This window comes from Flavobacterium columnare NBRC 100251 = ATCC 23463 (assembly GCF_002530675.1).
GTDB classification, from domain to species: domain Bacteria; phylum Bacteroidota; class Bacteroidia; order Flavobacteriales; family Flavobacteriaceae; genus Flavobacterium; species Flavobacterium columnare.
In genome coordinates this window covers 30,032-48,344 of the sequence record NZ_PCMX01000034.1, presented here as the reverse complement: position 1 = coordinate 48,344, position 18,313 = coordinate 30,032, and the positions used below count along the sequence as shown (strand labels likewise).

Here is an 18,313-nt window from a genome sequence, read left to right as displayed (position 1 = left end):
TTAATATTACACCTATTTGATTCAATAAGTCAATTCTTTCGTCAATAGAACCAATGTAAATGAAATTCTGGGTTATATTCTCTGCGGATTTATTTTCTACAGTATAAATATAATTGGATGTTTTGACAAAGCAATGTTCTTTGCAATTTTTAATATCAAAAGAATATATTTTATCAAAAATATTAGACGGTAAATGGTCAATCGGATTTCGTTCTATGCTATCATATAGATATGCTAGATATTTATTGGTAAACTTTTTTATTTCTAAATGATACTCAAGCTCTATGAGTTCTGGATTTATAACTAAAATTTGATCTTGTTTCCCTAATTGTTTTAATGTTGATAATATATACTCTTGGCGTTTTTTGATTTTAGGGTTTTTGCCTAAAAAAACTTTAGAACAAGTATTGGCTAATCGTTCAAGGAAATTTTTGTATTTTAAATTTCCAATTCTTATATGATGACTTTCATGGCCTAGTTTTTGAAGTTCTGTAACAATATGACAATCATAATTCCAGTGATCAAAACTAATAACACAAATTTTTTGACTCATTTTATTCTAATAAAAAGCGTAAAGATATTAATTTTAAGTTATTTTTGTCCTCATTAAAATTTGTTTCATGGATAGAAAGATTCAAGACCTATTGCTACAACTAAAAGAAAAAGGAACCGATTTTACGATAGGAACAAGAAATCAGATAAAAATTATTCCATACGAAGGGAAAGTCTTGAATGTGAAAATCTTTAAAATTCCTTCGTTGTTTAACGGCGTTGTATATAAATTTTTTCGAAAATCAAAAGCAAGGCGTTCTTATGAATATGCTCATCTTTTAACAAAAAAAGGAATAGGAACTCCTTTACCAGTAGGTTATTATGAAAACTTTTCTTTGTTTACTCTGAAAGACAGTTATTATGTATGTGAACATATTCAATACGATTTTCTTTTTAGAGATCTACTAGATTTGCCAATAGATGAGCCAAATCATGTAACAATTTTAAAAGAATTTGCAAAATTTACTTTTTTACTCCATAGCGAGGGAATAGAGTTCTTAGATCACTCACCTGGTAATACATTAATCAAGAAAAATAACACAGGAGGATATAATTTTTATCTTGTAGATTTGAATAGGATGAAATTTCATACCAATATGACTTTTGATCGAAGAATGAAAAATATGGAGAGAATTACTCCAAGACAAGATCAAATAGAAGTCATAAGTGAAGAATACGCTACTCTTTATGGTAAAACAAAACAAGAAGTTTTTGAGAAATTAGTATATCATACATCTGCCTTTCAAAAGAAGGTAATTGCAAAGAAAAAGTTCAAAAAAAAATGGTTGAAAAGATAAAAAATATTTTCACAGTTAGTTTTTTTCAAAATCCAAAAAATATAGCAATAATTTGGATAATTATTTCGGCTGTTTCAGCTATAAAACAATTTGCAAGAGGAAGCTATAATAATTATTTAATCTTTAAAAATGTTTTTTGGCATACATTAGAAAAACAATCTTTGTATGCAGAGTATCCTAGTTTGTATTTTGATCATAACCATTATGGTCCCATATTTGGTTTGTTTATAGCTCCATTTGCCATTTTACCTGATGCCATTGGGATTGTGTTATGGAATTGTTTTAACGCTTTTTTGCTGGTATGGAGTGTTTTTAAACTCCCCTTGAATACCCAAAAAATAAATTTGATTTTATGGATTTGTTTAAATGAATTTATAACATCTAATTTAGGATTACAATTCAATCCAATTATGACTGCTTTGATAATTCTTACCTATGTTTTTATCATTGAAGAAAAAGAACTTAGGGCTGCCTTTTGTATCATTTTAGGTGTTTTTATTAAATTGTACGGAATTGTTGGATTAGCTTTTTTCTTTTTCATCAAGAACAAACCTAAATTTATTGGCGGACTTGTTTTGTGGAGTACCCTTTTATTTGTATTGCCCATGTTTATTTCATCACCTAGTTTTGTTTGTCATTCATACATTGAGTGGTTTGAAAGATTAGTAGTAAAAAATAGCGAAAATGCGTCATTTACTTCCAGACAAGATATTTCTGTAATGGGAATGTTTAGACGTATTTCAGGACATGCAGAATGGTCTAATTTACCTTTTTTAGGAGTAGGGGTCATACTTTTTGGAATGCCTTATCTAAGATGGTCTGCGTTCAAGGATAGAAAATTTCAATTACTCTTATTGGCTTCAGTCTTAATATTTACAGTAATATTTAGTTCAGGATCAGAATCACCCACCTATATAATTGCATTTTTTGGAGTAGCCATTTGGTTTGTATTAAAAGGAAAAGCTATTACTAAAGTAGATTGGTTTTTATTTGTTTTAGCCATGTTATTAACGAGTTTTTCTCCGACTGACTTATTTCCAAAATTTATAAGAGAAAAGTATATAAACCCCTATGCTTTAAAGGCGCTACCTTGTGTATTAGTCTGGCTTAAAATAGTATATGAAATGTTAGTACTGCCTACTTCAAATAATAATCATGTAAGGTTAGAAAATGACAAATAATAAAAAAATAGCTGTAGTAATTCCTGCTTATAATGAATCAGGAAATCTAAAAGTTATGGTTGATTCTTTACATCAAGTTTTTTCAACTCTTAATTATGAATACAAATTAGTTTTTGTAGATGATGGAAGTAAAGATTCAACATTATCCACATTAAAGAAATTTTCAGAAAAAGACGATAAATTATTTTACGTTGAATTATCTAAAAATTTCGGACATCAAAATGCGCTAAAAGCAGGAGTAGATACCGTAGTAGATACCGTAGATGCTATTATAACAATGGATGGAGATATGCAACATCCTCCTGGATTATTACCTCAATTATTAGCTAAATGGGAAGAAGGCTTTGATGTAGTATATACTATTAGAGAAGAAGATGAAAATCTTTCCTTTTTTAAGAAAAAAACTTCTCGAGGATTCTATAGCTTGATGAACTATCTCTCAGAAGTTAAATTTGAACCTGGGACTGCGGATTTTAGACTCATGGATCAACGTGTAGCAAAAGTCTTTTCTGGTTTTTCTGAAAATGAATTATTTATTAGAGGATTGATAAATTGGCTAGGTTTTAGACAATATGGAATTTCATTTCAACCTGCAAAACGATTTGCGGGACAAAGTAAGTATACAGTAAGAAAAATGTTCCGTTTTGCATTACAAGGCATTACATCGTTTAGTACACGTCCGTTGTATTTAGCGGTTCTATTGGGCTTGTTTATCACATTATTTTCTTTTATAGGGTACCTTTTTTACATACTATTTAGTATTTATCATGGACACGTAATTTCAGGATGGGCTTCTCTTATAAGTACAGTTGTGTTTTTTGGAGGCTTAAATCTGATTGTTTTAGGAATTATAGGAATTTATGTAGGTAAATTATTTATGCAGTCTAAAGGAAGACCTAATTATTTAATTCGAGACACTAATTATAAAAAATAAGTATGATTTTATTAAGTTTTGATATAGAAGAGTTTGATATGCCTTTTGAATATGGCAAAGAAATTACATTTGAAGAACAAATGTCTATTTCTATTGATGGGACTAATAAGATTTTAGACTTATTAGATAAACATCAGATTAAAGCTACTTTTTTTTCTACAGCCACTTTTGCTATGAATGCAAAAACAGTCATAGATCGTATCATTCAGTCAGGACACGAAATAGCCTCACATAACTATTATCATACCGATTTTGAAATAAAACATCTTAAAGAGTCAAAAGATAAACTAGAAGAATTAACAGGTAAAGAAGTAATAGGTTTTAGAATGCCTCGTATGTATCCAGTAGATGAAAAAGAAATTCAAAAAGCAGGTTACACATATAATTCATCTATAAATCCAACGTTTTTGCCAGGACGTTATAATAATCTAGACAAACCAAGGAACTATTTTTATCAGGACCAAGTTTTACAAATTCCAGCCTCAGTAAGTCCTTGGGTGCGTTTTCCATTGTTTTGGTTATCTTTCCATAATTTACCAATGTGGGTTTATAAACTATTGGCTAATTGGACATATAATAAAGATGGTTATTTAAATATATACTTGCATCCTTGGGAATTTATAGATTTAAATCAGCCAGAAAAGTTTAATTTCCCAAAATATGTTGTCAAAAACAGTGGTGATCCATTAATAAAACGATTGGATGATTTTATTCTTTATTTTAAGAAAAAAAATAAAATATTTGGAACATTTAAAGAATTTATAGCAACAATTAAATAAAATGAAAATATCTGTCTTTATTATAACTTTTAACGAGGAAAAGATAATAGCTAAATGTTTAGAAAAGTTATACTGGGCTAATGAAATACTAGTTGTAGATTCAGGAAGTTCCGATCAAACCGTTGCTATTTGTGAACAATATGGAGCTAAAATAATTTATAATAAATTTGAAAATTTTGGACAACAAAAACAATTTGCGCTTCAACAAACAACTAATAAATGGGTGTTGTCCTTAGATGCTGATGAGGTTCTTTCAGATGAGTTAATAAATGAAATTCAAAAATTAGATTTAGAACAAAGTACTAAAAGCGGATTTTTAATACCAAGAACACATGTTTTTTTAAATAAAGTCTTTCAATACGGAAATGAAAATAAAAAACCAATTTTACGACTATTTGATAAAACAGTAGGAAGTTTTACACCAGATAAAGTACATGAAACCATAAAAGTAGAAGGTAAAACAGGAGTCTTATCAAATGAAATGTTACATTACACGGTCTTTGATATTTCTATTGCCATACAAAAACAAATCAAATACTCTTTGTTAAGTGGTGAGCTCTTTTTTGAAAAAGAAAAAAAGGCCTCATTATTGAAGCCTTTCATTAAATTCCTCTTTGAGTTTATTCGAGTTTATTTTATACAACGTAACATATTAAATGGTTACGAAGGGTTTGTGTGGAGTATGTTTTCAGCCTTTGGAAGTTTTTTAAAATATGCAAAATTATATGATTTATATCAAAACAAAGAGAGATAACAATCCATTAAATTATTTGCAATTACCTCGTCAGAAAATTGCTGAGCATATTCAAAACCTTTTTTAGAAATAATTTCAGCTTCTTCTGGATTATTGAGTACCCATTCAATTTTTTCTTTTATTTCTTCTGGATTATTCGGGTTGATGTATAAACTATTTGGACCACCAGCTTCAGGAAAAACACCCGAATGAGTAGTAATAACAGGGGTTTTTGAAAAAAGAGCTTCTATAATGGGGATGCCAAATCCTTCAAAAATAGAAGGGTACACGAAAACACTTGCTAACTGGTAAATAATAGCTAATTCTTCGTTGCTTACATTTCTTAAAAAGCTTACTTTGTATTGAATTTGATGTTCATTTATATATTGATGAATTTGTTTTGTGTAAGGCGTTTCTTTGCCTATAAGGACTAAATGAGTGTCAATATCTCTTATAGCTTTTACTATATTGAGTGCGTTTTTTCGTGTTTCTAAAGTTCCTACATTTAATACAAACTGTTTCGGTAGATTAAATTTTTTCAAAACTTTTTCTTGTAATTCAGCAGCATAAATTGTCTTAAATACATCTTGACAGCCCTGATAAACAACTTTGATTTTAGACTCAGGAATTTTTAAAAAATGAACAATATCCTCTTTGGTCTGTTTGCTTATAGCAATAACAAGATCAGCTTCTTGAGCAGCTTTTTTGAATTTATAAAAATGAATTTTTCGATCAAAAAAAGAATACAACTCAGGATATCGTATAAAAATTAAGTCATGTATCGTTACAATGCTTTTGATCCCATTTTTTTGAAGACCGCTAGGGAGTTCTCCTGAAAGACCATGAAATAATTTTATTTCATCTTTTTTAAGATCAGATAAAATTCCAAATTGCCTCCATATATTGTAAAACTTCTTATAAAAGCTAGAAAAAGGAAGTTTTTCTTCTACATTACTTTTATTGAAAGGAAATAAAACAGTACTTGTTTTTTTAGGATTGTACAAAAAATACTGGTTTTCTGAAAAAAAAGTAGCAAGGATTCGAACGCAATCCCTGCTATAATTTCCTAAACCTGTTTTATTATGAAATACGCGTTTAGCTTCGTATCCTATTTTCATCTATTGAATGTTTTATGCTATTAATTAAGATTATACCGCTACGTTGTATTCTCTTAAAGCATCGTTTAAAGATGTTTTTAAATCAGTAGATGCTTTACGCTTTCCAATGATTAATGCACAAGGAACTTGGTATTCTCCTGCCTCAAACTTTTTAGCATAGCTACCAGGTATAACCACGCTTCTAGCAGGAACAACGCCTTTGTATTCTACAGGTTCTGGACCCGTTACATCTATGATTTTAGTAGAGGCAGTAAGACAAACATTAGCTCCTAAAACAGCTTCTTTTTCTACTCTAACTCCTTCCACAACAATACAACGAGAGCCAATAAAAGCACCATCTTCAATAATCACAGGAGCAGCTTGCAACGGTTCTAATACGCCTCCAATACCTACGCCACCGCTAAGGTGAACATCCTTTCCTATTTGAGCACAACTTCCTACTGTAGCCCATGTATCTACCATTGTACCCGCATCTACATAAGCACCTATGTTTACATAAGAAGGCATCATAATTACACCTGATGAAATATACGCTCCGTGTCTTGCTACAGCATTAGGAACTACTCGAATCCCTTTTTCAGCATAATTTCTTTTTAAAGGCATTTTATCATGGTACTCGAAAATACCCACTTCAAAAGATTCCATTTTTTGAATGGGGAAAAACATAACAACCGCTTTTTTTACCCATTCGTTTACTTGCCATCCATCAGAAATAGGTTCTGCTACTCTTAATGTTCCTGCGTCAAGTAAATTAATTACTTCCCTAATGGCTTCTTGTGTAGCGTCATCTTGTAGTAAAGATCGGTCTTCCCAAGCTTTTTCTATTATATTCTGTAAATTTTGCATGTGATTTATATTTTTAGCAAATATAAATGATTTGAACCAAAGCAAAAATCAAAGTTTTAGCTATTTTTGTTGAAATTTTTAATTCATGTCAAGGATTTTAGCGATAGATTACGGGTTAAAACGCACAGGTATTGCTGTAACGGATGATTTTCAAATAATTGCTTCAGGACTTACTACAGTAGCATCTACAGAAGTCTTAGATTTTTTGAAAACGTATTTTGAAAAAGAAAAAGTTGTAAAAGTTTTGATTGGCGATCCTAAACAAATGAATGGACAGCCTTCGGAAAGTGCTCCTTTGGTGGAAGCTTTTGTGCAAAAGTTTAGCGATCAATTTCCAGAAGTAAAAATAGTAAGAGTAGATGAACGATTTACATCTAAAATGGCTTTTCAAACCATGATTGATAGTGGTCTTAAGAAGAAACAACGCCAAAATAAAGCATTAATAGATGAAATTTCAGCAACTATTATGCTGAAAGATTATTTAACTAGAAAAATGATTTAACATTCTTTACAATTTTTGTAGAATTAATTCGTTACCTAAAAAAATTGTAAAAAAATAATACTTTTACGATGTATCTTTGCATCACAATTTACTAGAATGGCAGCAACAACTCAAAATCAAGAAACAGATGTAGTGTTAATTGGCGCTGGAATTATGAGCGCTACTTTAGGTTTGTTATTAAAGGAATTACAACCTGATATTAAGATTGAAATTTTTGAACGCTTAGACGTGGCAGCCGCCGAAAGTTCTGATGCTTGGAATAATGCCGGAACAGGACATGCCGCATTTTGTGAACTTAATTATACTCCAGAATTAGAAAACGGAACGGTAGATGTAAAAAAAGCAGTTAAAATTTCAGAAGCTTTTGAAGTATCACGTCAGCTATGGGCATACTTAGTTGAAAAAGAATTACTTGCCAATCCAGAGTCTTTTATCAAGTCTGTTCCACATTTGAGTTTTGTATGGGGTAAAGAAAATGTTTCCTATTTACGTAAACGTTTTGAAGCTTTACAACAATATGAATTGTTTAAGGAAATGGAATATACAGAAGATCCAGAAATAATCAAACAATGGGCTCCATTAATAATGGAAGGACGTAAATCCAATACTGATATTGCATGCACAACAATGAAATATGGGACTGATGTTAACTTTGGTGCTTTAACAAGAAATCTTTTCAAATATTTAGAAACGTTAGATGGAGTGAACATACATTTTAATCACGAAGTTAAAAAGTTGCGTAAAAAAGAAGAAGGAAAGTGGCGTTTGAAAATAACGGATCTCACTACTGGTGAAAAGAAAAGAATTTACACACCATTTGTATTCATTGGAGCAGGTGGAGGATCATTATTACTGTTAGAAAAAGCCAATATTCCTGAAGGAGAAGGTTATGGGGGATTTCCTGTAAGCGGACAATGGTTAAAATGTACTAACGAAGAAGTAATCAAAAAACACGATGTAAAGGTATACGGCAAAGCCTCAGTGGGTGCACCGCCTATGTCTGTACCTCATATAGATACACGGGTCATAAACGGGAAAAAAGAATTATTGTTTGGACCTTATGCAGGTTTTTCAACCAAATTCCTAAAAAATGGATCTTATTTTGATTTGATCTCATCCATAGAAATGGATAATATTAAGCCCATGTTACAAGCAGGTATTAAAAATATACCTTTAACTAAGTATTTAATAGAACAAGTATTTCAATCTACTAATGATAGAATGAAAGCCCTGAAAGAATATGTTCCTTCAGCAAAAAAAGAAGACTGGGTATTAGAAACAGCAGGACAGCGAGTTCAGGTTATAAAAAAAGATAAAAACGGAAACGGAGTTTTAGAATTCGGAACAGAAGTTGTAGCTGCCGCCGATGGATCATTATCTGTATTACTAGGAGCTTCTCCTGGAGCATCAACAGCTACCTCAATCATGATTGAATTACTCGAAAAATGTTTTCCTCAAAAAATGAAAAGTAATGCTTGGCAAACCAAACTAAAAGAAATGATACCTTCTTATGGTCAAGAGCTAAATAAAAATACGCAAATGGTCAAAGAAATTCGTCAAAAAACAAATGAAGTTTTAAAATTAAATGTTTAAAACTATTCGTACTTTTGCGTCCTTGATTTATTTTGAAAAAATAGAAGAATGATATATCCAATTGTAGGTTACGGAGATCCTGTATTACGAAAAGTAGGTGAAAATATTTCAGAGGATTATCCTAATTTGAAAGAAGTAATTGCTAATATGTACGAAACTATGTACAAGGCACACGGTGTAGGACTGGCAGCTCCGCAAGTAGGTCTAGCTATTCGGTTGTTTATTGTAGATACAGAACCCTTTAGTGATACAGAAGACTTATCTAAAGAAGAAGCAACACAATTAAAAGGGTTTAAGAAAACTTTTATTAATGCCAAAATACTGAAAGAAGAAGGAGAAGAATGGGCTTTTAATGAAGGTTGTTTGAGTATTCCAGATGTCCGTGAAGACGTATATCGACATGAACGGATAACTATCGAATATTTTGATGAAAATTTTGTAAAGAAAACAGAAGTATACGACGGATTGGTGGCACGTGTAATTCAACACGAGTACGATCATATAGAAGGCGTTTTGTTTACCGATAAAATTTCAACCCTTAAAAAAACCTTAATTAAAAAGAAATTACAAAACATTATGGAAGGAAAGGCTCGACCTGATTACCGTATGCGTTTTGCAAAAATGAAATAAAAGTAATATAATTGCCCTCCCAATTGAGGAGCAATAAAAATAATTTAACAAAATGAATTTAGAAAGAATATTAGCCATTTCAGGAAAGCCAGGTTTATATGCTTTAAAAATGCAAACAAGAACTGGTTTTGTAGCAGAATCATTAGTTGATGGTAAAAAAGTAACAGTGGGTATGCAAAGTAATGTAAGTTTATTATCTGAAATATCAGTATATACTTACTCAGAAGAAAAACCATTAGTAGAAGTAATGAGTGCTATTGCCAAAAAAGAAAATGGTGGTGAAGCCCCTCGTTTAAAAGAGGATAAAGCCGCTTTATTAGCATATTTTGGAGAAGTGTTGCCAGATTATGATCAAGATAGAGTATATCCTTCTGATGTAAAAAAAATCTTGAACTGGTATAATATATTACAAGCTAAAGGATTAGTGGTTTTAGCTGAAGAAGTAAAAGTAGAAGAAACTAAAAAAGAAGAAGTAGCTGAAGAAAAACCTAAAAAAACGAGAGCAACTAAAGCTAAAAAAGAAGAAACTACTGGTGAAAAAGAAGAAAAACCAAAGAAACCAAGAGCAACAAAAAAAACAAAATCTGAAGAATAATCAGTTGTAATTTTAACAAAAATATAAGTCCTGTATTTGAACAACAAATGCAGGATTTTTTGTTATTTAGTAAATCTATTATTTTCTATAAAAAAACGACATGAATACACGTTCAGAACAACTACAAGCTTTTAATCGTTTATTGGATATTATGGACGAACTTCGAGAAAAATGCCCATGGGATAAAAAGCAAACATTAGAAAGTTTGCGTCATCTGACCATAGAAGAAACCTATGAGTTAGGAGAAGCTATACTAGATAATGATTTAAATGAAATTAAAAATGAACTAGGAGATTTATTACTTCATATCGTTTTTTATTCAAAAATAGGAAGTGAAACCCAACATTTTGATATAGCGGATGTAGCCAACGCTATTTGTGATAAACTCATTCATCGCCATCCTCATATTTATGCAGATGTAGAAGTAGCAGATGAACAAGAAGTGAAACAAAATTGGGAAAAACTCAAACTTAAAGAAGGTAAAAAATCAGTTCTACAAGGAGTACCTAAATCATTGCCCGCCATGGTTAAAGCCAGTAGGATACAAGATAAAGTCAAAGGAGTAGGTTTTGATTGGGAAGAACCATACCAAGTATGGGATAAAGTACAAGAAGAATTACAAGAATTACAAGAAGAAGTAAAAAAAGGAAATCAAGATAAAATAGAAGCAGAGTTTGGAGATGTTATTTTTTCAATGATTAATTACGCTCGTTTTTTAAATATTAATCCAGAAGACGCTTTGGAAAGAACGAATAAAAAATTTATCAAAAGGTTTACCTATTTAGAACAAAAAGCAAAAGTACTGGGTAAAAACCTCTCGGATATGACACTTGCCGAGATGGATGTTTTTTGGGAAGAAGCCAAACGTATGCCCTAAAAAACTATTTTAAAAAAGAATAAGTCTTTAAAAAGGAATGATTTTTGATATATCCGTATGATGCGATACCAAATTTTTATAATTGTAGTTTTTGTATGTTTCAAGCTGAAAGCGCAAAATGATGGCAAACGATTGCCTTCGTTAAAAATACCGCGAATAGATATTCCCGAACCTAATAAAAATAAAGGCAAAGAAGAAACGGCTCCTCAATATTCATTAAATAAACCTTTTGAACCTAAATTATTCAAAGTACCTCCTAAAAAATATGATCCTCCCAAAACAGATAAAGAAATGCAGATGACGGGAGGAGGTAGTGATCTAGACCTAGGAAAGCTATATGCAGAAAAAATGAATGATAAGCTAAAGCCTCAGATTAAAGAAGGTGTTTTGGATCCAAAAGCTTTTAGAAAACATCAATATTTTGGAGATTTTACTATAGATTCAGAAACCATAACCTTAAACTATCGAGATTTCGGAGAGGTAGATGGAGATCAGGTTCAAGTTTGGGTAAATGGCAAAAATGTGACTGACTATTTATATTTAGAAGGATTTAGAAAAAAAATAATAATTTACCTTACAGAAGGGATTAATCATATAGAAATTGAAGCTCTAAACGAAGGAACTTTTACTCCTAATACAGGGGAATTTTTGTTTACAGATAGTCAATCTAAAATTTTGATGGGCGATAAATGGGGATTGGCTACAGGGTTTAAAGCAAAATTTAATATCACAAGAATTGTTAAAAATAGTAAGACAATAGAAAAAAAATAAAAAATTGTCTTACTATTTTTACTGAAAAGTTTACATGGGTAAATGTTTTTCAAATCCTTTGGCTACAAATTTTTCAAATTTTTTATCCTGATTGTAAAAAACAGGGCCATGTCCAAAACATAAGATATGTGGATTGAGTTTGGCTATTTTTTGTAGAGAATAAAGATTTTCTTTAGGATTAGAAGTAAATAGATAAGGAGGTAAATACAAACCTTTTTGAGTTGTAATTAGGTTCATGTTTGTAGCTACATCACCAGCAATTAAAACACCATCTTTTTCTCTAAAAAAAGCAATATGTCCATCAGAATGTCCAGGCGTTTCAATTACCTTAAATTCGCCCAAAGAATCTCCTTCTCTAAGTGTTTTATTTACTTTCATTCCTTTCCCTGACCAAAATTTTTGTTGTAATAAAGAAATCATATTTTTAGGCGAAGGATAATCTTTAGTTGCCAATCCAGATTCAGCTCTTTCTACCTCTTTTGTATGACAATACAAAGGGATGTCTAAAGTATGACAAATTAATTGCGATGCGCCTTGGTGATCAGGATGAGCATGTGTTAACGCGTGTGCATAAATAGGGATTTCTTCTGTTGCTTTTCTTATTTTAGAAAAAGAACTTCTTATGCCTGCATCTACTAATACTCCCTCTATAATATAACAGTTTACACTATTTCGGGGTAATAAAGGAATATGAAATACTTCGGGTGCTATTTTTTTTATCATATAAAAAGGAGTGTTTTGGGGTAAATATTCAAAAATGAATCTTAAAATTTATATGAGACGAAAATAGAACAGAAAAAATGAGTAAAAAAAGACATTTGTCTTATTCTTTTTGATAAAAATGTAGTTTAGCCCTATTTAATGTACGAGTAGTAATTCCTATAAAGGAAGCTATATCTTCTGTTTTAGCTCGGGTAAGAAGGAAAGGATAAAACTTAATTAGGTTTCTAAATTTTAAATTTGCTGATTGATGATGAAAAAGTTGTAAAAAACGTTCTTTTTCTAAATACTCTTTTTGTATAATATGTTGTGCAACTTTTCCCCAATTAGTACTTTTTTTAATAAGCAGGTTTAAATTTTCTAAGGTAATAGTAAGTAATAAACTATCTTCTATTGCTTGTATATTTTTTGTAGAAAGTGTTTTATTTTGAAAACTAGTTAAAATAGTTACAAAATCGTTTTCAATACCAAAACAATAAATGTTTTCTTTACCGTAAGCATCTACAGAGTAAGCTTTGACCATTCCTTTTGCAATAAAACCTAAGAGCAAGCAAGGCTCATCTTGTTTGATAAAAAAATCTTCTTTTTTTAGAATAATGATTTTAAAAAAAGAAGATCCCCAATTAATTTCATCTTCATTTAAAATGTGGAGAGAACTTAAATACTCCTTTAAATGATTTTGTATTAATTGGGGATTCATAATTATTTTTTAAAATTATTGATGCCGTTTTCTAACCAAGATTTATATTCATCAATACCTGAAAAGCCAATAGGTTTAGACAAGTCATTTCCATCAGAATCTAAAACTACATAAAGGGGTTGAGAGTTGCTTTTGTATCTCGTAATTTGGAAATCACTCCATTTATTACCAATTGTTATGATTTCTTTACCTGTTGCTTTTGAAACGTATTGTTGTTCTTTTGGCAATTCAATTTTTCGATCGCAAACTAAAGAAATGATAACAACTTTTTCTTGTAAGATAGATAATACTTCAGGGTTAGACCATACGTTATCTTCCATTTTTCTACAATTAGCACAAGCATCTCCTGTAAAATCTAGGAGAACAGGTTTGTTAACTTCTTTTGCGTATGCTAAACCTGTTTCGTAATCGTCAAAAGTAACAATGTTATGCGGTCCGTAATGTGCGTGTTCAGGTAATTCTGCTTTTGAAGCAGCGGAAGAAGAACCTAAACCATTAGTGCTTTCCGCATAATTTAATGGAGGTGTTAATCCGCTTAAAATTTTAAGAGGAGCTCCCCATAACCCAGGAATCATATAAAAAGTAAATGAGGTAACAATAATAGCCATTATGAGTCTTCCAATACCAATTTTATCAGCTTTTTCGTAATCATGAGGTAACATATATTTACCAAATAAATACAGTGCCCAAGCACCAAAAATACCAATCCAAATAGCTAGGAATAATTCTCTTTCTAATAGATGCTTTTGTAAAACTAAATCCGCATTAGATAAAAATTTAAAAGCAAAAGCCAATTCTAAAAATCCTAAAGAAACTTTTACGGTGTTTAACCATCCTCCTGATTTGGGTAAAGTGTTTAACCATCCAGGGAACATAGCAAAAAGCATAAAGGGAAGTGCAATAGCTAAAGAAAAACCAAACATTCCAACGATAGGAGCAATTCCTCCTTTTGTAGCAGATTCTACTAACAATGTTCCTACAATAGGCCCTGTACAAGAAAAAGAAACCACCGCAAGAGCTAGAGCCATGAATGTAATTCCTAGGATTCCTCCCTTATCCGCTTGTGAATCTAACTTTGTTGCCCAAGAACTTGGTAAAACAATTTCAAACGCGCCTAAAAAAGAAAGGGCAAATACAATTAATAATCCAAAAAAGATTAAGTTAAACCAAACACTTGTTGATAATTCGTTTAAAGCTTCTGCACCAAAAACACCTGTTATTAAAGAACCAAGGATTACGTAAATAACAATAATTGACAATCCGTATAGAATGGCATTTCTTATACCTTCTGCTTTTGTTTTGCTTTGTTTTGTGAAAAAACTTACCGTCATTGGTATCATCGGAAAAATACAAGGCATCAGTAAAGCAGCAAATCCTCCTAGAAATGCTAATAAAAAGATCGTCCAAAGACTTTTATCGTTATCTTCCGTTTTTGTAGTAGAGCTATTGTTTGTGTCAATAGCTGATGGCTTATTTTCTTTTGTGATCAAAGGAACAGCAATTATCTTATTAGTTGTGTCTTTTGGTGTTACTTCTGTGTTTGCAACGTCTTCTTTTGCCGCTTCTGTGTTTGTTAGGGGTAATTGTATATCAAATGTTTTGTCTTGTTGTATACAAGCTTCTTTACATACTTGATATTCAACATATACTTTTACATTCGTGTTTTTAGGATTAATAAGTTTTATTGTTTGCTTAAATTGTGCTTTGTTTTCAAATAAATATTCATCTACTTCAAAAACCTCACTATATACCTTTTTATAAGCACTTTCAGAGGTTTTGCCAACTAATTGGTAATTTCCTTTTGCATTTTTAAAAGTAAAAACAGTAGGTAAAGATCCACCATCAGGCGTAAACTGTGAAAATAGATGCCATTCGTGTTCTATTTTTGCATCGAAAGTAATAATAAATTCAGTGTCTGATTTTTTTTGTACACTTGTTTTCCAGCTTACTGGATTTAGTATTTGAGAATAAGCACCTAAAGAGCTTATAAAAAATAAAAAGGCTAGTAATTTTTTCATTCTGTGAAAATTATATTTAATATGTTTTTTGTATTTGAATGGGCAATAAAACGATTATCAGCTCTATGATTGATAACCCAAACAATTTTGTCGTCTGAAAGTAAAAGCCAAGTATCTTCTTTATCAACTAATGAAAATTTTTCATCTTTAAAGTATTTACTTATTTTTTTCTTACCCTTCATTCCAGATGGATAAAAATAATCACCTTTTTGCCATTTTCTAAGTTTTAAAGGAAATTTTAACGTTTCCTTGTTTACAAAAATAGAAGATTTTGTAGGTATTGTATTGTAACCTGAGTTACAAAAACGCAATTTTATTGGATTTTCAATGTATTTAGTTTCCTTAGAAATAAAGAACTCTAAAGTAAGAGAAGTTTGTTTTTTAGTTAGAATAAGAATATTTCTATCTTTTATTAATCGGTAGTGATCGGAAAGAATCTGTTTCCCCGATTGATTTTCTACTAAGTCATAAATAGCATCCCAATCATGAAAGCCGTACGATTTGAGCCATTCATATAAATAGGCTTTATAATTTGGTAAAGTTTGTAATTTTACAACATCAAAATAAATGTCGTCTTCTTTTTTAATTGCTATTTCTTCCAATTTATTATAAATAGAATGACTTGCAAGAGATTCAGTTTGTTTTAAATTTTTAAGTGTATTTTGAAAAGAACTTAATAAATTCGTATTCAATTCTTTTAGAATAGGAACTACGTGATGTCTAATTTTATTTCTGAAATATTTATCAGAAGCATTGCTTGCATCTTCTCTCCATTGAATATTATTTTCTGCTGCGTATTTTTCAATTTCTTCACGAGAAAAAATTAATAAAGGACGTATAATTTTATCATTGATTTGTGGGATTCCTGTTAGTCCTTCAATACCTGTACCACGGGTGAAATTGATTAAAAATGTTTCTAACGAATCATCTAAATGATGTGCGGTTAGCAAATGATCAAATCCTTGCGTGTTTAATAATTCATAAAACCAATTATAGCGTAATTCGCGTGCTGCTTGTTGAATAGAAAGTTTATTGTCGTTCGCATATATTTGCGTTTCAAAATTTTTAATAAAACTTTCAACTTTTAATTTTTGACTTTCAAATTTTACAAATTCTTCATCCTTATTACTTTCATCACCCCTTAATTGAAAATTACAATGTGCAATAGCTATTTGTAAGTTTAATTTTGAAAACAAGTTTAATAAAATCATACTATCAATACCACCACTAACAGCTAGAAGTAATTTTTTATCATTTAAAAAGGGAAGGTTTTGATTAATATGATTCTGTAATTGTATCAGCATTTTTTGTTCATTGAATTTTATTAGTAATAATTGAGATTGAAATTATAAAAAAACCTAAACTAGGAGTATAGATCTCTTTTTAAAATTTCATACAATATAGGTGTTTAAATTACGCATTGAGTGTTTTTATATTTTATAATCAAAAGATTTGTAGAAAAGCTTATTCTTATTTTGTTTAGGTTTTGTTGGAACCCGTATAGAAGTAATAGGAATAACATAATTCATTTTTTAATGGCAAACTATGAAAGTAAATAGGATGCTAGAGAGAAATTGTAAAAAAATAAATACTTTTTGATGGATTTATAAAAATATTTATTTTTTTAACTTAATACTTCACGCATGGCTTTAGCCTTTAATAAACATTCTTCGTATTCTTGTTCAGGGTCAGATAATGCGGTAATAGCACTGCCCACAGAAAAAGAAAGATAATGAGTATTAGAATTGTATAAAATGCTGCGAATGACTACATTAAAATCAAAATTACCAGAAGGAGTAAAGTAGCCTACGGCTCCACTATACAAACCTCTTTTGGTTTCTTCTAATTCTTCTATAATCCGCATAGCCGAAATTTTAGGAGCACCAGTCATACTTCCCATAGGAAAAGTGGTTTTTATAATATCAACAGGATTAGTTGTGCTTTTTACTTCAGAAATAACCGTTGAAATCATTTGATGTACTTGTTTGAAAGAATAAATTTTACATAATTCTTCTACTTGTACAGAACCTTTTGTAGCTGTTTGAGCTAAATCATTTCGGACTAAATCCACTATCATAATATTTTCAGACCGTTCTTTTGGATTCTGTTCTAATTCAGTTTTAGAATTTGTATCTAAAATGAGATCTTCAAATCGTTTAGAAGTTCCTTTAATAGGTTGGCTGATGACTTTTTGATTTTCTTTCCTTATATAACGCTCAGGAGAAGCACATAGCAAATAATGGATATGATTTTTAAAAAAACAAGCAAAAGGAGGTTCAGAAATTTTATTTAATTCTTGAAAAATTTCGGAAGGAATGATTTTACCGTTTTTAGCATAAAATTCCATGCAAAAGTTAGCTTCATAAAGATCGCCTCTATGAATATGAGTTAACATTTGGTTCACTTTTTTTATATAATGCTCTTTTGAAACACGTTGTTGGATTGTGATTTCAGATTTTTGAGTTTCGTTTTTCGTTTTTCGTTTTTCTAAAATTTCTTCAAGATCTGAATCAATTTCATCATCGCACATATTTAAATAAGCAATTTCTAGTTCATTTCCTCTTAAGAAAAATATCTTTTTAGGCTGAAAAAAAAATAAATCGGAAAAATTTAATCCATCATGATTTTTAGAATTTAGTGATTCAATATCATTTTTTAGGTCATAAGCTAAGTAACCAAATAGCCAATCATTGGTTTGTTGTTGGTATTGTTTTAAATCATCAAAAGCATTAAGATAGTCCGTTTTTAGGGAAGTAAAAGCATCTACAGCAACAATTAAGTCATAAGAACTATATTGTTGTGGATAATTATTACTGTTTAGATAGGCTACTTCACGGAAATTTTCTGCCCAAAGAAGTAATTTTTCTTTTATAGCTATAGGATTAACTTTTATTTTTTTTAAGATTCTCACAATATACTTTTTTCAAAAGGCTAAAATATTACATACTTTACAGAATAGAAAATCAG

The 18,313-nt window shown here is 30.4% G+C and carries 18 protein-coding genes and 1 pseudogene; 11 read left to right on the top strand and 8 right to left on the bottom strand.

All coding sequences use genetic code 11. The features are described 5' to 3' along the window. Positions 1-553: pseudogene (locus B0A78_RS05905) on the bottom strand (hypothetical protein); the annotation flags it as partial. Between the two features lie 67 nt (positions 554-620). On the opposite strand from B0A78_RS05905, the gene B0A78_RS05900 reads away from it, so the two are divergent. From B0A78_RS05900 to B0A78_RS05880, 5 genes are read left to right on the top strand one after another with little or no spacing between them, the layout of a single operon-like run. Then, on the top strand, positions 621-1,349 hold the full coding sequence (locus B0A78_RS05900) for a Kdo domain containing protein (RefSeq protein WP_065213257.1): 729 nt from the start codon (positions 621-623) through the stop codon (positions 1,347-1,349). Beyond that, entirely contained in the window at positions 1,334-2,530 is a 1,197-nt protein-coding gene (locus tag B0A78_RS05895) for a glycosyltransferase family 87 protein (RefSeq protein WP_065213258.1), read from the top strand. The genes B0A78_RS05900 and B0A78_RS05895 overlap by 16 nt, the downstream gene beginning before the upstream one ends. Further along, positions 2,520-3,464 carry a glycosyltransferase family 2 protein gene (locus tag B0A78_RS05890; protein WP_065213259.1) on the top strand — a complete coding sequence of 315 codons (945 nt, stop codon included), beginning with the start codon at positions 2,520-2,522 and terminating at the stop codon, positions 3,462-3,464. The genes B0A78_RS05895 and B0A78_RS05890 overlap by 11 nt, the downstream gene beginning before the upstream one ends. A 2-nt stretch (positions 3,465-3,466) precedes the next feature. Further along, positions 3,467-4,243 (top strand): polysaccharide deacetylase family protein, encoded by a 777-nt coding sequence (locus B0A78_RS05885; RefSeq protein ID WP_097609467.1) that lies wholly within the window; start codon positions 3,467-3,469, stop codon positions 4,241-4,243. A gap of 1 nt (position 4,244) precedes the next feature. Beyond that, positions 4,245-4,997, top strand: a complete 753-nt coding sequence (locus tag B0A78_RS05880) for a glycosyltransferase family 2 protein (protein WP_097609466.1) — start codon at positions 4,245-4,247, stop codon at positions 4,995-4,997. On the opposite strand, the gene B0A78_RS05875 is transcribed toward B0A78_RS05880, so the two are convergent. Both B0A78_RS05875 and B0A78_RS05870 read right to left on the bottom strand, forming a co-directional pair. Further along, on the bottom strand, positions 4,979-6,094 hold the full coding sequence (locus B0A78_RS05875; protein WP_065213260.1) for a glycosyltransferase family 4 protein: 1,116 nt from the start codon (positions 6,092-6,094) through the stop codon (positions 4,979-4,981). The genes B0A78_RS05880 and B0A78_RS05875 overlap by 19 nt on opposite strands. Before the next feature lie 30 nt (positions 6,095-6,124). After that, positions 6,125-6,940, bottom strand: coding sequence for a 2,3,4,5-tetrahydropyridine-2,6-dicarboxylate N-succinyltransferase (locus B0A78_RS05870; protein WP_065213261.1), 816 nt, complete (start codon positions 6,938-6,940; stop codon positions 6,125-6,127). Positions 6,941-7,025: 85 nt separating this feature from the next. Here B0A78_RS05870 and ruvX point away from each other — a divergent pair, with 85 nt between their 5' ends. The 6 genes from ruvX to B0A78_RS05840 all read left to right on the top strand — a co-directional run bounded on the left by ruvX (position 7,026) and on the right by B0A78_RS05840 (position 11,908). Continuing rightward, positions 7,026-7,442: a Holliday junction resolvase RuvX gene (ruvX, locus tag B0A78_RS05865; protein ID WP_065213262.1), complete on the top strand. Its 417-nt coding sequence runs from the start codon at positions 7,026-7,028 to the stop codon at positions 7,440-7,442. 57 nt (positions 7,443-7,499) lie between these two features. Further along, positions 7,500-9,035 carry a malate:quinone oxidoreductase gene (locus B0A78_RS05860; protein WP_225556195.1) on the top strand — a complete coding sequence of 512 codons (1,536 nt, stop codon included), beginning with the start codon at positions 7,500-7,502 and terminating at the stop codon, positions 9,033-9,035. A gap of 48 nt (positions 9,036-9,083) precedes the next feature. Further along, positions 9,084-9,665, top strand: coding sequence for a peptide deformylase (gene def, locus B0A78_RS05855; protein ID WP_014165330.1), 582 nt, complete (start codon positions 9,084-9,086; stop codon positions 9,663-9,665). A 52-nt stretch (positions 9,666-9,717) separates the two neighbouring features. Then, on the top strand, positions 9,718-10,260 hold the full coding sequence (locus B0A78_RS05850; RefSeq protein ID WP_014165329.1) for a DUF5606 family protein: 543 nt from the start codon (positions 9,718-9,720) through the stop codon (positions 10,258-10,260). A gap of 100 nt (positions 10,261-10,360) precedes the next feature. Next, positions 10,361-11,137 carry a nucleoside triphosphate pyrophosphohydrolase gene (mazG, locus tag B0A78_RS05845; RefSeq protein WP_014165328.1) on the top strand — a complete coding sequence of 259 codons (777 nt, stop codon included), beginning with the start codon at positions 10,361-10,363 and terminating at the stop codon, positions 11,135-11,137. Between the two features lie 57 nt (positions 11,138-11,194). Continuing rightward, the gene (locus tag B0A78_RS05840; protein WP_014165327.1) at positions 11,195-11,908 is read left to right on the top strand and encodes a hypothetical protein; all 714 of its coding nucleotides are present in this window, start codon (positions 11,195-11,197) and stop codon (positions 11,906-11,908) included. 30 nt (positions 11,909-11,938) lie between these two features. Here B0A78_RS05840 and B0A78_RS05835 read toward each other — a convergent pair whose 3' ends face one another. From B0A78_RS05835 to B0A78_RS05815, 5 genes are all read right to left on the bottom strand, one after another. Further along, positions 11,939-12,631 carry an MBL fold metallo-hydrolase gene (locus tag B0A78_RS05835; protein ID WP_065213264.1) on the bottom strand — a complete coding sequence of 231 codons (693 nt, stop codon included), beginning with the start codon at positions 12,629-12,631 and terminating at the stop codon, positions 11,939-11,941. 100 nt (positions 12,632-12,731) lie between these two features. Then, positions 12,732-13,328, bottom strand: coding sequence for a Crp/Fnr family transcriptional regulator (locus B0A78_RS05830; RefSeq protein ID WP_014165325.1), 597 nt, complete (start codon positions 13,326-13,328; stop codon positions 12,732-12,734). 2 nt (positions 13,329-13,330) lie between these two features. Beyond that, positions 13,331-15,346, bottom strand: coding sequence for a protein-disulfide reductase DsbD family protein (locus B0A78_RS05825; protein ID WP_097609465.1), 2,016 nt, complete (start codon positions 15,344-15,346; stop codon positions 13,331-13,333). Beyond that, positions 15,343-16,650, bottom strand: a complete 1,308-nt coding sequence (tilS, locus tag B0A78_RS05820) for a tRNA lysidine(34) synthetase TilS (protein WP_014165323.1) — start codon at positions 16,648-16,650, stop codon at positions 15,343-15,345. Before tilS ends, B0A78_RS05825 begins: the two co-directional genes overlap by 4 nt. A gap of 320 nt (positions 16,651-16,970) precedes the next feature. Beyond that, the gene (locus B0A78_RS05815) at positions 16,971-18,257 is read right to left on the bottom strand and encodes an anthranilate synthase component I family protein (RefSeq protein WP_097609464.1); all 1,287 of its coding nucleotides are present in this window, start codon (positions 18,255-18,257) and stop codon (positions 16,971-16,973) included. Positions 18,258-18,313: the final 56 nt, after the last annotated feature.